At 72.5% G+C, this 15,625-nt stretch carries 12 protein-coding genes; 4 read left to right on the top strand and 8 right to left on the bottom strand.

Features of this window, described 5'->3' with window-relative positions:
- Positions 1-139: 139 nt before the first annotated feature.
- Together HW130_RS19185 and HW130_RS19180 are read right to left on the bottom strand one after the other, a co-directional pair.
- On the bottom strand, positions 140-3,454 hold the full coding sequence (locus HW130_RS19185) for a S8 family serine peptidase (protein ID WP_177150861.1): 3,315 nt from the start codon (positions 3,452-3,454) through the stop codon (positions 140-142).
- Between the two features lie 176 nt (positions 3,455-3,630).
- Complete coding sequence (locus HW130_RS19180; RefSeq protein WP_177150860.1) at positions 3,631-4,170, bottom strand: CGNR zinc finger domain-containing protein; 540 nt, start codon at positions 4,168-4,170, stop codon at positions 3,631-3,633.
- A gap of 133 nt (positions 4,171-4,303) precedes the next feature.
- On the opposite strand from HW130_RS19180, the gene HW130_RS19175 reads away from it, so the two are divergent.
- The 3 genes from HW130_RS19175 to HW130_RS19165 are packed head-to-tail and all read left to right on the top strand — an operon-like array spanning position 4,304 to position 6,179.
- Positions 4,304-4,759 carry a VOC family protein gene (locus HW130_RS19175; protein ID WP_177150859.1) on the top strand — a complete coding sequence of 152 codons (456 nt, stop codon included), beginning with the start codon at positions 4,304-4,306 and terminating at the stop codon, positions 4,757-4,759.
- 33 nt (positions 4,760-4,792) lie between these two features.
- Positions 4,793-5,761: a pyridoxamine 5'-phosphate oxidase family protein gene (locus HW130_RS19170; protein ID WP_177150858.1), complete on the top strand. Its 969-nt coding sequence runs from the start codon at positions 4,793-4,795 to the stop codon at positions 5,759-5,761.
- Positions 5,712-6,179: an NUDIX hydrolase gene (locus HW130_RS19165; RefSeq protein WP_177150857.1), complete on the top strand. Its 468-nt coding sequence runs from the start codon at positions 5,712-5,714 to the stop codon at positions 6,177-6,179. Before HW130_RS19170 ends, HW130_RS19165 begins: the two co-directional genes overlap by 50 nt.
- Here the strand turns inward: HW130_RS19165 and HW130_RS19160 are convergent.
- Both HW130_RS19160 and pepN read right to left on the bottom strand, forming a co-directional pair.
- Positions 6,155-7,168: a hypothetical protein gene (locus HW130_RS19160; RefSeq protein ID WP_177150856.1), complete on the bottom strand. Its 1,014-nt coding sequence runs from the start codon at positions 7,166-7,168 to the stop codon at positions 6,155-6,157. The genes HW130_RS19165 and HW130_RS19160 overlap by 25 nt on opposite strands.
- 286 nt (positions 7,169-7,454) lie before the next feature.
- Positions 7,455-10,046: an aminopeptidase N gene (gene pepN / locus HW130_RS19155; protein WP_177150855.1), complete on the bottom strand. Its 2,592-nt coding sequence runs from the start codon at positions 10,044-10,046 to the stop codon at positions 7,455-7,457.
- Positions 10,047-10,181: 135 nt separating this feature from the next.
- Here pepN and HW130_RS19150 point away from each other — a divergent pair, with 135 nt between their 5' ends.
- Positions 10,182-10,820, top strand: a complete 639-nt coding sequence (locus HW130_RS19150) for a DsbA family protein (protein ID WP_177150854.1) — start codon at positions 10,182-10,184, stop codon at positions 10,818-10,820.
- A gap of 99 nt (positions 10,821-10,919) precedes the next feature.
- Here the strand turns inward: HW130_RS19150 and HW130_RS19145 are convergent, their stop codons facing one another.
- The 4 genes from HW130_RS19145 to HW130_RS19130 all read right to left on the bottom strand — a co-directional run bounded on the left by HW130_RS19145 (position 10,920) and on the right by HW130_RS19130 (position 15,623).
- On the bottom strand, positions 10,920-11,990 hold the full coding sequence (locus HW130_RS19145; RefSeq protein ID WP_177150853.1) for a glycerophosphodiester phosphodiesterase family protein: 1,071 nt from the start codon (positions 11,988-11,990) through the stop codon (positions 10,920-10,922).
- Between the two features lie 108 nt (positions 11,991-12,098).
- A complete protein-coding gene (locus HW130_RS19140; RefSeq protein ID WP_177150950.1) occupies positions 12,099-13,505 on the bottom strand; it encodes an FGGY-family carbohydrate kinase in 1,407 nt (468 codons plus the stop codon).
- 31 nt (positions 13,506-13,536) lie between these two features.
- Positions 13,537-14,550 carry a 2-hydroxyacid dehydrogenase gene (locus HW130_RS19135; protein ID WP_177150852.1) on the bottom strand — a complete coding sequence of 338 codons (1,014 nt, stop codon included), beginning with the start codon at positions 14,548-14,550 and terminating at the stop codon, positions 13,537-13,539.
- Positions 14,547-15,623, bottom strand: a complete 1,077-nt coding sequence (locus tag HW130_RS19130; RefSeq protein WP_177150851.1) for an ABC transporter ATP-binding protein — start codon at positions 15,621-15,623, stop codon at positions 14,547-14,549. The genes HW130_RS19135 and HW130_RS19130 overlap by 4 nt, the downstream gene beginning before the upstream one ends.
- Positions 15,624-15,625: the final 2 nt, after the last annotated feature.

Genomic DNA, 15,625 nt, shown 5'->3' with positions numbered 1-15,625 from the left:
TGCGGCATGGGGTGCCGCTCCATGATGCGTATGTCCACGGCCGCCTTGTCCAATCGATTGTCCGCGGAACGGGACGCACGCCACACACGCGGAAGGGCGGGCACCCCTAGGATGCCCGCCCTCCCTGCGCATCACACCGTTATGGTGTGACCTTCCCGATCACGACGCTGCCGGTGCCCGCGGCCGTGCCGCGCGCGTTCAGCAGCCGCACCTCGCCGAAGAACTGCCGTCCCTCGGGAGCCGCGCTGTTCACCAGGACCTCGGCGGTGACCTGCGCGGTCGCGCCGTTGGCGAGCTTCACGGGGTCCGCGCCGACCTTGACCTGGCCGAGCGAGGGCGCGAAGTAGACGTCGCGGTAGTCGTACGTCGTGGTCTTGGCCGGGACCGAGTAGCCGTCGACCTCGATGGTGTACGTACCGGCCGCCGGCTTCACCAGGCTGACCGCCTCCTCCGAGTCGCCGTCCGCGGACGAGCCGACCGTCACGCCGTCCTTCTTGACCGCGAGGTCCAGGTCGGCGGCCTTGTCGGAGACGTTGCCGATGGCGACGTCGAAGCGCTCGACGCCCTCGCCGATGACGACCGTGGTCGTCTGCATCTCGCGGTGGGCGATCGTCGGCTTGGTGACCTTCGAGGAGCCGAGCGAGCCGCCGGCCAGCTTGCCGTCGATGGCGGCGAAGCCGTTGGTCACGTTCCACCGCACCGCGGCCGGGGTGCCGATCTTCGCCTCGGCCAGGGTCTGGACGGCCGGGTCGAAGGAGGCGCCGAGCACGGCGACGTCCAGCTGGTACGGGTTGTCGAGCAGCGGCGACGTACGGCGCGACTCGACCTCGACCTCCCAGACGCCCGGCTGCGGGTTCGCGTACGACCGCAGGTCGGGGCGGCAGGTGTTCGCCGGGTTGGTGTAGTTCGGGTAGCAGTTCACCGTCGACGTCGGGTCCGACGGCACACCGTACGGGTGGATGGAGACGAACCGGGTCTGGCTGCCCGCCGCGAGACCGCCGAGCGCGATCTCCAGGCTCTTCGCACCCTTCGGAACGGTGACGAAGTAGGACTTGTGGCTGTTGCGCTGCACCGAGCCGGACGCGGACAGCGTGTACGAGGGCTGCGCCAGCTCGTGCGAGGCGACCACCGTGGTGAGGACCTGCTTGTCGATGCCCTCGGTCCGGTGGTCGTCGACCTCCAGGATCGCGCTGTGCACACCGGCGGACCGGGGCCCCGCGGCGACCTTGACGGTGACCGGCCGGTTCAGCGGGAGCGCCACCTCGTCGTCACCGACGATCCGGAACGTGCCGTCGTTGTTCTCGAAGTGCAGCTCGTGCCGCACCGGACGGTCCGGGCCCGTGGTGCGGGTGACGACGACGTCGTACGTCTTCTTCCCGCCGGCCTTGAGGCCGCCCTCGCGGTCGTACAGGCCGGTGCCGAAGCCCGGGGTCTTCAGGAACTGGTCGATCGCGGTGTCGACCGGGGCCTTGACGCTGTACTCGTGGGCGGTCGCACCGTCCTCGATGGCGTCCCAGGCGTCCACGATGTTGATCAGGCCGGCGCCTTCCTCGTGCGCCTGCGTGCCGCGGATGTGGTCGGCGGTGCTGACGAGCGCCGTGCGCAGCTTCGCCGGGGTCAGCTCGACATCGTTCTGCTTGGCCGCCGAGATCAGCAGCGCGGCCGCGCCCGCGGCCTGCGGGGAGGCCATCGAGGTGCCCTGGAGCATCGAGTAGCCCGGCGGGAGCTGGTAGCCCGCCTCGGCGACCGGGCCGCCGGGCGCCCAGGTCTGCGTGGTGTTGATGGCGGCGCCGGGCGCGCTCAGAGTCGGCGTGAAACCGCCGTCCTCACGCGGACCGCGGGAGGAGAAGGGCAGCATCGCGTACTTCTTCGCCACGACGGAGCCGTAGTTCGCCGCCCAGGTCTCGCGGGAGATGGTGGCGCCGACGCTGATGACCTTGTCGGCCAGGGACGGGTCGCCGATGGTGTTGACGCCGGGGCCGCTGTTGCCGGCCGAGACGACCAGCTGGACGCCGTAGGTGTCGATCAGGCGGGTGTAGAGCTCCGCGCGGGCGTTGTTGCCGTCGTTGAGCGCGGGCAGGCCCCCTATGGACATGTTGACGATGTCCACGCCGCGGTTGATGACCAGGTCGGCCATGCCCTCGGTCAGGGCCACGTTGGTGCAGCCGCCGGACCAGGTGCACGCGCGCGAGGAGACGAGCTTGGCGCCGGGCGCGGCGCCGTTCATCTCGCCGCCGAAGAGGCCGTTGGCGGCGGTGATGCCGGCGACGTGGGTGCCGTGCGAGCCCTCGATCACGCCGATGCTGACGTAGTCGGCCTTGGCGCCGGCGGCGTTGTGGACGACGTCCTTGCGGACCTCGATCACGAACGGGATGCGCTCGGCGACGTCGGTCGCGGGGTTGTCGGTGCCGAAGTAGCCGACCTGGAAGCCGTTCTTGTACGGCTTCATGACGGTGTCGTTGGTGAAGTCGCCGTCGTTGTTCAGGTCCACCCGGGCGGTGCGGGTGCCCGCGTCGTACAGCACACCCCACTTGTCCGTGGTGTCGCCGTCACGGTTGAGGTCTCCGGCCATGTCGCCGCCACGGGTGGCGGACTCGGCGAAGGTCTGGAAGCCGTAGGACCCGGCCGGGCCGGACCAGGTGCGGCCGCCGGCGGTGAACGTCGGGCCGCTGACGGCGGTGTCCATCCGCAGCCAGGTGCCGTCGCCGTCGGCCACCGGGTCGGTCGCCGTGACCCAGTCGACGATCTTGCGCTCGCCGGTGGTGGTCTTCTGCAGCGCCGGGTGCCCGAGGTCGACGCCCGAGTCCAGGATGCCGATGGTGACCCCTCGGCCGTCGGCCTCGGGATTGTCCTCGACGAACTCGACCGCGCCCGTCTCGAAGGACGGGTTGTACGGGTTCTCGGCGGGCGTGTCCTTGCCGGGAGCCGGGTAGATTCCCTCGGCCGCGGTGGCCGCTCCCCCGGCGCGGTCGCCGGCCGGCGTCGGGTCGTCCAGCTCGATCTCGTGCTTGAGGTCGATGCCGTGGACGCTGGAGAGCTTGGCCACTGCCGTCAGGGCGTCCTCGGCCTCGGCGGTGGGCAGTGTCGCACGGACGTAGCCGAGCTTGTCGAACGTCCTGCCGACCGTGGCGCCCTCGACCGCGTCGAGCCGGCCGGCGACCTGCTCGGTCTCCCCGGGGGCGGTGGCGACCATGACGGTCACGGTCTTGCGGCCGTCGGCCTCGGCCTCGGCGAGCAGTTCGGCGTCGGCCGTGCCGAGCTTGTCCGTCGGGGACGCCGCGGTCCTGAGGCCCTTGGTGGCCGATGGGTCGTCGACGGGCGCCGAGGCGACGGCCGGGACGGCGCCCGCCGCGGCCAGTGCGGCCACGAGCGAGGCGGCCGCCGCCACCCGGGCAGCGCGTCTGTGCCCGGGTACGGAGCGCTCTGTGCTGGAGCTCTGGGGCTGGGGGGTCATCTGCATCCCTGTTCGTGGAAGAGAGGGTCCGGAATTCGGTACCGGATGACCGCTCAGCCTTTCGTAAAGAACAGCGGTTTGTGGAGACTTGATCGAGTCGTGAAGCCGACGTGGCGGAGACCCGCCAGCGCGCTGGATGCGTCAGCGCGGTCAAATCAGGCCATGTCGCCCGCTGTTCACCCCTCGCGGGTCCGCGCGTAATGGCGCGAGGCCTTCGCCCGGTTGCCGCACAGGGCCATGGAGCACCAGCGGCGGGTGCCGTTGCGCGACGTGTCGAAGAAGTGCAGGACGCAGGCGTCGTGCGCGCAGGCGCGGATCCGGTCGGGCGCGGTGCTCAGCAGGTCGAGGTGGCCGCGGGCCGCGATCCAGCCCGGCCCCCAGGCCGGGTCGGTGAACTCCGCCTCCTCGCCGGGTCCTTCGTCCGTCAGCGTGGCGCGGATGCGGCCGTGTGCGAGGACGGCGTCGACGCCTGCGGCGGCCTGCGCGTCCGTGCGGTCGACCAGCGCGGCCAGCGCGTCCCGGGCGACGAGGGTGTTCTCCAGCGTGGCCGCGTCGGCGGCGAACCGGTCCGCGAGGCCGTTCGTCCGCAGCCAGATCTCCAGGCCGCCGGTGTCCTCGAGCAGGTCCTGGAGCTCGCCGTCGTGCATCCAGCGGGTGTTGAGGAGGTCGAGCGAGACCGGCTCGCCGAGGAGGGGGCGTGGGTCGGCGGCGGTCATGCGTGTTCCTTCGCTCCGTTGCGTCTAACCCCTCAAGCGTACGTGACCGGTTGCACCTCTCGCATCTAACCGCTAAATTGAATGTGAGCGGTTAGCCATCGAGGCGGAACCGCACGACGCAGAGAGGTCTTCCATGACGTCCAGCAGCGCGCTTGCCAGCGGCCACATCGGCCTCAACGTGACCGACCTCGGCCGGTCGCTCCCCTTCTACGCCGGCACCCTCGGCTTCGAGGTCATCGGCGAGGGCAAGGAGGACGGCCGGCGCTTCGCCTTCCTCGGCCGCGACGGCACCCTCGTCCTCACCCTGTGGCAGCAGGCCGAATCCGCCTTCGAGGCCACCCGCGCGGGGCTGCACCACCTCGCCTTCGAGGCGGCGTCCATCGACGAGGTCCGTGCGGCCGAGGCACGCCTGAAGGGCCTCGGCGTCGACTTCGTCCACGACGGCGTCGTCGCCCACCGCGAAGGCGCGGCGTCCGGCGGCATCTTCTTCCACGACCCCGACGGCACCCGCCTGGAGATCTACGCGCCCTCAGGCGCCGAGGAGTCGCCCGCACCCAGCGCCGCAGCGCCCACCTGCGGCTTCTTCTAGGCCGTCCGCGGCCTGCCTCAGGAGCTGACTCCCATGGAGCTCGCACCGGTCCCCTACCACCACGGCTCCCTCGCCGTGCAGCGCCGCGTCGGCGTGCGGGAGCAGGCCGCGCACGTCGGCCGCTCGATCGGCTCCGGCATCAAGCCGGTCGCCGCGGCCTTCCTCGGCCTGCAGCCCATGCTCGTGCTCGGCGCGGCGGACGAGGCCGGCCGGATGTGGGCCTCGCTGCTCACCGGCCCGCCCGGGTTCCTGCGGGCCACGGGAGCGCACCACGTCTCGATCGCCGGGAGCGTGCCCGGCCACGACCCGCTCGCCGGGACACTGGCAGGTCCTCCCGTGGCGGCCGGCGCGATCGTCCTGGACCCGCGCACACGCCGGCGGATGCGGATGGGCGGCACGGTCCGCCCGTCCGCCCGCGGGCTGCTCGTCGAGACCGAGCGGGTCTTCGCCAACTGCCCCAAGTACCTCCAGAAGAGGGAGCTGTACGAGACCGGCGCGGACGCGCCCCCGGCCGGTGCCGTGCGGCGCGGCGCACGCCTCGACCCGGATCAGACGGCCTTCGTCCGCGCGGCCGACACCTTCTTCGTCGCCACGGGCACACCCGACGGGGCCGACGCGAGCCACCGCGGCGGGAACCCGGGCTTCCTCCGGGTCGTCTCGCCGACCGAGCTGAGCTGGGAGGACTATCCCGGCAACGCGATGTTCCTGACCCTCGGCAACCTGGAGCGCGACCCGCGCGCCGGACTGCTGCTGCTCGACTGGAGCACCGGGACCACGCTCCAGCTCACCGGCACGGCCCGCACTGAGCACATACCGGACGGCGGCCGCACCGTCCGCTTCACGGTGTCCGGCGTCGTGCACGCCGAGGCGGCGTCACCGCTGCGCTGGTCCGGCCCCGAGTTCTCCCCGGCGAACCCGCCCGTCCCCGAGGACCCGCCGATAACCTCACCGGATGAACAGGGAGCTGAGGGTCGCGGCGTACGCCGTGTGCATACGGGATGAACAGATCCTGCTCGCCCGCTGGGTGGCGGGTGACGGCACCAGGAAGTGGACGCTGCCCGGCGGCGGAATGGACCACGGTGAGGACCCCCTGGACACCGTCGTCCGCGAGGTCGAGGAAGAGACCGGCTACGCGGCGGAGATGACCGCCCTGCTCGGCATCGACTCGATGCGCCGTCGCTACCCGCGCAAACTCGGCATGTTCGCCGACTTCCAGGGCCTGAGGATCGTCTACGAGGGCCGCGTCACGGGTGGTGGACTGCGGTCCGAGACGAACGGGTCGACCGATCTGGCCGCATGGCACGCCCTGGGCGCTGTACCGGGACTCGACCGGGTCGCCCTGGTCGACATCGGACTCGAACTGTGGCGCTCCCGGCCGGCGCTCGGTCACGTTCTTCAGCGCGGCAGCGCCACCACATAGGCCGCGGGCTCCCGGTCCGCCGCCGCCATCAGCGCCGTACGCACCACGACCGCCTGCTGCTCGGGCGCGTCCCGCAGCTTGCGGGGCGTGATGTGGACGACCGTGATGCCGAGGCGTTCGAGGACGTCCCGCTTGTGGGCGTACTCCGACCGCAGGGCGTCCTCGTCGTGCCGGGGCGCGCGCGTGTCCAGCTCGACAGCCACGGCCTGATCGGGCCAGTACGCGTCGACGCCGCCGAGGTGGGGGCCGCCGGGCAGCCGCAGATCCACGTTCCACAGCGGCTCGGGCAGGCCGCTTGCGCGCACCAGCGCGTAGAGCCGGCCCTCGGCCAGCGCCCGGCCCTCGGCGAGCAGCAAGTCGACGGCGTCCATGACGTGGGGCTGGTCGAGCAGCCGGGCGTCGCTCAACTCCCTGACGACCGCGGCTGGTTCGCAGCCGCCGCGGACGGCCTCCGTCAGCAGCAGCCGGACCCGCTGGGGGGCGTCGGTCAGCCCGGCGACGGCGTCGGCGAGGGCGCGCGCCACCGGGGCGACCGGCACGCCGCCGGCCTCCTCCGCGATCGGCAGCACCTGCCCGCGCACCAGCCGGACGCACCCGGTGGACCGCAGACGCCGCGTACGGGGCACGAGCACGTCGATCACGTCGAGCGTGCTCAGCGGGGGAACGCCGGAGAACCCGTGCAGCGCGAGCGCGGCGAGCCCGGTGACCATCGCCTGGCCGTACGGCGCCGAGTCATTCCGCTGGGCGGGGACCGCGGGCCGCCCGGCGTACAGGAGCGCGGCGCGCAGCCGTTCCTCGCCGGTCACCGGCCCGGACCGCAGGAGGTACACCCCGGGCAACAGCACCTGCCAGGGCCCACCGGCCCTGCACTGCTGCGCGGCCCGCCCCGGCGTGACACCGCGTGCGCGCAACTCGGCGCCGGACACGACGAGCTCGGGGATGTGGTGGGGGTGGAGGGGGAGAGGGAGGGGAGTGTCGCACTGTTCCATGCGGAGGGAATGCCCGGGGGTGAGCGGGTCCCTAACCCCTGTTACACGCTCGTCGGAATTTCGGGACAAGACCGCACTAAAGTACGCGCGTTCGAGTGCCGATGGGGGTGCCGGTGGGGGGCCGCTGCGCGGGGCTGTTCCCCACCCCCTTCCCGTAACCGGGGGCTCCGCCCCCGGACCCCCGCGCCTCAATCGCCGGCGGGGCTGGATTTCGCTGCGCGAAATCAGCCCGTCCGGCGTTTGAGGCGGGTAGGGGGAACAGCCCCGCGCAGCGCATCCCGCCCCCCTACGACCCGTCCCGCTCCTGCGCGCGCAGCGCCCTCGCCAGGTCGTCGCGGGCCTCCAGGACCAGTCGGCGCAGCGCCGGCGCCGCCGACTCGTGCGCGGCGAGCCACTCGTCCGTCGCCGCCAGCGTGCCCGGCGAGTCCTGGAGCGACGGGTACAGGCCCCGCACCACGTCCATCCCGATCTGGATCGACCGCTCCGACCAGACCCGCTCGATCGCCTCGAAGTACTTCGAGGCGTACGGCGCCACCAGGTCACGCTGCGAGGGCTGGGCGAAGCCCGCGATCGTCGCCTCCACCAGCGCGTTGGACAGCCGGTCCGACTCCACCACCGCGGCCCACGCCTGGGCCTTCACCGCAGCGGACGGCCGCGCCGCCAGGCAGCGCACCTCGTGCCGCTTGCCCGACGCCGTGTCGTCGCGCGCGAGCTCCGCCGCGATCACCGACTCGTCCGCCCGGCCGTGCGCGGCCAGCGGCCCCAGGAACGCCCAGCGCAGCTCCTGGTCCACGTCCAGACCGTCGATCTTCTCCGTGCCGTCCAGCAGACCGGACAGCAGCCGGAAGTCCTCGTCCCGCGCCGCCACCGACGCGAAGAACCGCGCCCACGTCAGCTGGTGCTCCGTGCCCGGCTCCGCGCGCCGCAGCTCACCCAGCGCGCCCTCGGCCAGCAGCCGGGAGCCCTCCTCGCGCCACGCGGGGGCCGCGTAGTGCACCAGGGCCGCACGGGTCCACGCGTGCAGCATCTGCAGTACGCCGATGTCCGACTCCCGCCCGGCGAACCGCAGCACCAGGTCCACGAAGTCCCGCGCCGGCATCAGCGCGTCACGCGTCATGTTCCACAGCGCCGACCAGGCGAGCGCCCGGGCCAGGGGGTCCTCGATGTCGCCCAGGTGCGCCCGCAGCGTCGCCAGCGAGTCCTCGTCGAAGCGGACCTTGCAGTACGTCAGGTCCTCGTCGTTGACGAGGACCAGCTCTGGCCGCTCCGTGCCCGCGAGTTCGGACACCACCGTGCGCGCCCCGACAACGTCCACGCCGGCGCTCGCGTACCGCACGAGCTTCCCGTCCTCGGTCCGGTACAGCCCGACCACCACGCGGTGGGGCCGGAGCGTGTCGCCGTCCTGGGCGATCGCGAGCTCGGTGATCCGGCCGTCCTCGCCGTACAGGACCTCCGGCGTCAGCGAGTCGACCCCGGACGTCTCCAGCCAGGCGCGCGACCACTCCTTCATGTCCCGTCCGGAGGTCTCCTCCAGCACGGACAGCAGATCGTCGAGGCGCGTGTTCCCGTACGCGTGTCGCTTGAAGTAGCGCCGCGCCCCCTCCAGGAACGCCTCCCGCCCCACGTACGCCACCAGCTGCTTGAGCACCGAGGCGCCCTTGGCGTACGTGATGCCGTCGAAGTTGAGCTTGGCGTCCTCCAGGTCACGGATGTCGGCCGTGATCGGGTGGGTCGACGGCAGCTGGTCCGCGCGGTAGGCCCACGCCTTGCGGTTGTTGGCGAAGGTGACCCAGCCGTTGGTGAAGCGGGTCGCCTCCACCATGGAGAACGAGCCCATGAAGTCGGCGAACGACTCCTTGAGCCACAGGTCGTCCCACCAGCGCATGGTGACCAGGTCGCCGAACCACATGTGCGCCATCTCGTGCAGGATCACGTTCGCCCGGCGCTCGTACGACGCCTGCGTCACCTTGCCGCGGAAGACGAACTCCTCGCGGAAGGTCACACAGCCGGGGTTCTCCATGGCGCCCAGGTTGTACTCGGGCACGAACGCCTGGTCGTACTTCCCGAACGGGTACGGGTAGTCGAAGTGGTCGTGGAAGAAGTCGAGACCCTGCTTGGTGACGAGGAAGATGGCGTCGGCGTCGAAGTGCCTGGCCAGAGCCTTGCGGCACATCGCGCCCAGCGGGATCCGCAGCACCGTGCCTGCCCCGGCGCCTTCGGCCCGGGAGGTGCCCCCGGGGATCTCCCGCTCGTACACATCCGTCTCGCAGTGGTACGGGCCGGCGACGACCGCCGTGATGTACGTCGAGATCGGCCGCGTCTCGGCGAAGTGCCACACTCCGTCCTCGGCGCGGGCCCCCTCCCCGTTGCTCCACACGGTCCAGCCCTCGGGCGCGGTCACCTCGAAACGGAACGGCGCCTTGAGGTCGGGCTGTTCGAAGTTCGCGAAGACACGGCGCGCGTCGGCCGGCTCGTACTGCGTGTAGAGGTAGACCTCGCCGTCCTCCGGGTCGACGAAGCGGTGCAGGCCCTCGCCGGTGCGGCTGTAGGCGCACTGCGCGTCCACGACGAGCACGTTCTCGGCGGCCAGGGAGTCGAGCGCGATCCGGGAGCCGTCGAAGGCGGCGGCGGGGTCCAGTTCGCGGCCGTTGAGTGTGATGCTGCTCACGGACGGGGCGATCAGGTCCACGAAGGTCGGCGCACCCGGCTCGGCGGCACGGAAGCGGATCGTCGTCACCGAGCGGAACGTGCGCGGCCCGGCCCCCTCCTCGGCGTCCCCGACCGCGGACCGTACGTCGAGGGCGACTTCGTACCCGTCGACGGTCAGCAGCTCGGCCCGGGTGCGGGCCTCGTCGCGGGACAGATTCTCACCGGGCACGGGCACTCCTTCGTGTCTCGTTCGAACAGGAGCGATCCTCCCATGTGCTCCTGGCAGCCGGTACGGGGGAATCCCCCGCGGGCGGGTCGCGTTGCCCCTAGGCAGGCACGGCGCCGCACCTTCACGAGGAGTGACATGTCCGACAACGGCAAGACGCCAGTCGACTTCTGGTTCGATCCCCTGTGCCCCTGGGCCTGGATGACCTCCCGCTGGATGCTGGAGGTCGAGAAGGTCCGCGACGTCGAGGTCCGCTGGCATGTGATGAGCCTCGCCGTGCTGAACGAGAACAAGCTGGACGAGCTCCCGGAGGAGTACCGGGAGATGCTCGCCACCAAGGCATGGGGCCCGGTGCGGGTCGTCGTCGCCGCCGCGCAGGAGCACGGCGAGGAGGTGCTCGGCAAGCTGTACACCGCGCTCGGCACCCGCTTCCACAACAAGGGAGAGGGGCCGACCACGGCGGCCGTCCGCGAGGCGCTGGAGGACGTCGGCCTGCCCGTCTCGCTCGCCGAGTACGCCGACAAGGACACGTACGACGCCGAGCTGCGCGCCTCCCACGACGAGGGGATCAGCAAGGTCGGCCAGGAGGTCGGCACACCGGTCATCGCGGTCCCTGGCGCCGACGGCGAGCAGATCGCCTTCTTCGGCCCGGTCGTCACCCCCGCCCCCAAGGGCGAGGAGGCGGCGAAGCTGTGGGACGGCACGCTGCTCGTGGCGTCGATCCCGGGCTTCTACGAGATCAAGCGCACCCGCACGCAGGGGCCGATCTTCGACTGAGACCGGACACCGGAGGACGGCCCCCGCGCGTCACGTCCTCGCGGGGGCCGTCCTCCTTCCGCCTGTCCGGTGAGGGGCGGCCGTGATCAGCCCCGGGTCCTAGGACCCGGCGGTGAACTCCTCGCGCGCGGCGACCGCGAGGTCCGGGAAGTCGGTGACGACGGCGTCGACGCCGAGCCCGTAGTGCAGGGCGTACTCGGCGAACGCGTCGCCGAAGCCGTTCGGGTCCGTCCCCCGCCGCAGCTGCGCGGGCAGGAACTGGTTCTCCGCGCGGAACGTGTACGCGCCGACGCGCAGCCCGGCCGCGTGCGCGTCCGCCAGCAGCGTCGACGGCGCGACGACGGACGACTTGTCCGGGCCGATCCAGTCGGCGTATCCGGCGATCTCGCGCAGCCCCTCGGGCGTCATCATCTGCGCGTAGGTTTTGTCGTGCCCGAACGGGCCGCCCCGGGTGCCGAGCGCCTGCCACAGCGGGACGCGCAGCTCTGCCTCGGCGACACGCAGCAGGCTGGACGGTTCGAAGGACTGGACGACGCACTCGCGCCCGTCCAGCCGGTTGCGCCGCACCAGGCGCACCAGCTCCTCCTCCAGCGGCAGCCCGACGGAGCGGAAGTAGCTCGGGTGCTTGGTCTCCGGGAACACGGCGATCGTGCGGCCGTGCTCCTTGGACAGGGCGCGGGCGAGGTCGACGACCTCCTGGAACGTCATGACGGTCTCCCGGCCGTCGAAGACGGTGTTGCGGTTGCGCACCAGCGGCAGCCGCTCGACCGCCCGCAGTGTCTTGAGCTCGGCGAGCGTGAAGTCCTCGGTGAACCAGCCGGTCACCGCGCGCCCGTCGACGGTCTTCGTGGTGCGGCGGTCCGCGAACTCGGGGTGCTGTGCGACGTCCGTCGTCCCCGATATCTCGTTCTCGTGCCGCACGACGAGCACATGGTCCCTGGTCGGTACCAGATCGGGCTCGATCCAGTCGGCTCCGGCCCGGACGGCCGCGGTGTACGAGGCGGCGGTGTGCTCGGGACGCCAGCCCGCGGAGCCGCGGTGGCCGATGACGAGCGGGCCCTTCGGCCGCTTCTCCGTCTGCGTCGCAGCGGCGGGCGTGGCGGCGAAGGCGGTGGCGGCGGCCGCCCCGGCGGCGAACAGTACCGAACGGCGTCCTGGAGTTGCGGACATACGGGTCTCCCTGTGAGAACTGCTCGGGCACGAGTGGGGGGCGCTGTGCACACGCTGGTCACACGAGGTTGCGGCGGGGCGGCGGCGAGGTGGCCCCCTGATGGCCGGTCAGGTCCGGCGGGCACGGGCCCGGGCCGCCGCCAGCCGGTCCAGGTGCTCCTCGTACGCCTTGGCGTAGTACGCGGCCCGTTCCGCATCCGGCGCGACCACGGACGTCGGGGCCGTCCAGGACGCCACGTCCAGCTCCACGCCGTGCCGTGCCGCCGAGGCCAGGACCGCGCCCCTCGCGCCCACCTCACCCTCCACGATGCGCAGTTCGCGTCCGAGGGCGTCCGCGAACAGGCGCATCCACGCGGGGGAGCGGGTGCCGCCGCCGCAGATCGCGAGCGTGCCGGTCAGCCCGGCGGCGTCCAGACAGTGACGGGCGGCGAAGGCGATCCCCTCGCAGGTGGCGCGGATCAGATCGGCCTTCGTCGACTCCAGGCTGACACCGGACAGTTCGGCGCGCAGCCGGGGCTCGACGAAGGGCGCGCGCTCACCGGAGGGCGCGAAGTAGGGCAGGACGTGCACCCCGTGCGCGCCGGGCGGGGTGGCGGCCAGCAGGGCGTCCACCTCGGTGTGGCGCACGCCGGTGGTGGCGAGCACCCAGTCGAGAGCGGCCGTGCCCACCATCGCCGGCATGGCGCGCAGGAAGTCGCCGGGCCGGTCGGTCGAGATGTACAGGCCGGCGGGCTCGCCGGCGAGGTCGACGTCGCGGGTGGCGACGAGCGACGCCAGACAGGTGCCGACGATCAGCAGACCGTCGCCGGGCGCCGTGACGCCCGCCCCGAGGGCGCACGCCGGGAGGTCGTAGGGACCGTTGGCGATGGGGGTCCCGGAGGGCAGCATGCCGGTGGCGAGGGGGTCGGCGACCGGCGGGAGCAGGCCGCTGCGGTGCGACAGCCCGAGCGCGTCGACGACGTCCGGCGCGTAACTGCGGGTGTGCGGGTCGAGGAAGGGCATCGACGCGTCCGACACGTCGGTCGCCCGCAGCCCGGTCAGCCGCTGGAAGACCATGTCCTTGCAGTACAGGGCGGTGGCCGCGGCGTCCAGCGACTGCGGCTCGTGCTGCTCCAGCCAGGCCAGCACCGGGCCTGGGCAGCCGGGGAACATGGCGCTGCCCGTGCGCCGGAACACCGACTCGAAGACGCCCGAGGCCAGCCATTCGCCGACCAGCTCGTGGGCTCGGCCGTCCATCCAGGAAATGGCGGGCCGCACGGGCCGGCCGCTCTCGTCGACCAGCCACACGCCGTCGCCCTGCCCGGTGAGCCCGACGAGGGCCACCTCCTCGCCCTGGGCCCTCAGCGCGCCGAGGACGTCGACGACCGCGTCGTACACCTCGTCCATGTCCTGTTCGACATGGCCGCCGCGGATGTCCAGGGCCACCGGGCGTGACTCGACGGCCAGCGCCGCCCCGCTCGCGTCGAAGGCAGCGGCCTTCACCACGGACGTGCCCACATCGATGCCGATGAACATCGCCATTGCCGCAGCCTCCTCGGCTCGGGTGTCAGGTCAGTGCGTGAGCGAGCGGTTCACCGCGGACGTGGCGCGCCACCTCCGCCGCCGCGATCGCCGCCGCCTTGTGCGCCACGGCCCGGCTCGCTCCGCCCAGATGCGGGGTGAGCACCAGGTTCGGGGTGGTGAGCAGCCGTGATCCCGGCGCGGGCGGCTCCTGTTCGTAGGTGTCCAGCGCGGCCGCGGCGATATGGCCGCGCTCCAGCGCGTCGCACAGCGCCTCCGTGTCGAGGAGGCCGCCGCGGGCCGCGTTCACCAGGACCGAGCCCTGCGGCATCAGCGCCAGTTCCCGGGCGCCGATCAGGTGCCGGGTCTCGGGCGTGAGCCGGGCGTGCAGCGTCACCACGCGCGAGCGGGTGAGCAACGCGTCCAGCGACGAGGCGCGCATCCCGTGCACGTCGCCGCGCACGTACGGGTCGTACACCTCCACCTCGGCGCCGAAGGCGCACAGCACCCGGGCGACGCGGCTGCCCACCGCGCCGTAGCCGACCAGACCCACCGGGGTGTCCTCCAGCTCGGGACCGCACCGCTCGTACGTGTAGTACGAGGCGTCCCAGCGGCCCTCGCGGGCGAGGGAGTCGTGGGCCTCGGGGATGCGGCGCAGCGCGGAGATCATCAGCCCGATCGTGAACTCGGCCGTGGCCGCCGCGTTGCGGCCCGGTGCGAAGCAGACGCGCACCCCGCGGGCGCGCGCGGCCTCGGCGTTCACGTTCACCGGCCCGCCGCGGCAGACGGCGATCAGACGCAGGGCGGGCGCCGCGGCGAGCACCCGCTCGGTGAACGGCGCCATCTGGGTCACGCAGACCTCGACGCCGTCGAGCGCCTCGATCAGGGCGTCCTCGGCGTCGCTCGCCTCGTCGACCTCGCCCACCTTGCCGAACGGCTCCAGCGGCCAGGGCAGGGCCAGTTCCGTCAGTTCGAAGGGATGGCCCTCGAGGTCGTGGCGCAGCGCCGCCGTGATGAGGGCGTTGCGTACGAACAGGTCACCGGCGGCCAGGATCTTCATCGCAGGGTGTCTCCCGTATCGGCGTCGAAGACATGGGTGAGCTCGGCGTCGGCGGCGACGTGGACGGTCGCGCCGCGTTCCGGGCGCACATCGGGTGCGGTCTGCACGACCAGCGGGCGGTCCACGCCCTCCAGGGCGAGCGTGGCGATCCCCGCCTCCAGGAGCGGTTCATGGGCGCTGACGGTGGCCCGTACGCCGACGTCCGTCAGCCTCAGGTCCTCCGGCCGCACGCCGAGCACCACCCGGCGGCCCGGCGGGAGCGGCCGGGGCAGCGGCACGCGCACGGTGGGGGACAGCCGCAGCAGGCCGCCGTCCTCGACGGTGCCCGGGAGCAGGTTCATCGCGGGCTCGCCCACGAAGTCGGCGACGAAGAGGTTCGCGGGCGCGTCGTAGATCTCGTGCGGGGTGCCGAGCTGCTGGATCACCCCGTCCTTCATCACCGCGATCCGGTCTGCCAACGACAGCGCCTCCTCCTGGTCGTGTGTGACCAGGATCGTGGTGTGGCCCAGATCCCGCTGGATCCGCTTGAGCTCACGGCGCGTCGTGTCGCGCTGGGCCGCGTCCAGGTGGGACAGGGGCTCGTCCAGCAGCAGGACGTCGGGCTCGCGGATGAGGGCCCGGGCGAGCGCGACCCGCTGCTTCTGGCCGCTGGAGAGCCCGGCGGGACGGGCACCGAGCAGCCCCGAGATCCCGATGCGCTCGGCCATCTCCGCGACCCGCCGCGCGATCTCGGCCCGGCCGGCGCTGCGCCGGGCCGCCAGCCCGAAGGCCAGGTTCTCGGCGACCGTGAGCGGCGGGTAGAGCGCGTAGTTCTCGAAGGCGACACCGATGTTGCGGCGCTGGGCGGGCAGGCCCACCACGGAGGTGCCGTCGACGAGGATGTCGCCGCCCGTCACCTGCTCCAGCCCCGCGATCATCCGCAGCGTCGTGGACTTCCCGCAGCCGGACGGGCCGAGCAGCCCGAGCAGCTCGCCGGACTCCAGCCGCAGATCGATCCCGCGGACCGCCTCCACGGCCGGCCGCCCCCGGGCGGCGTACGTCTTGCGCAGCTCGCGCAGGGCCAGTTCGGTCACCC

This window comes from Streptomyces sp. PKU-EA00015 (genome assembly GCF_013387495.1).
GTDB lineage: Bacteria > Actinomycetota > Actinomycetes > Streptomycetales > Streptomycetaceae > Streptomyces.
This window is presented reverse-complemented; position numbering and strand designations above follow the sequence as displayed.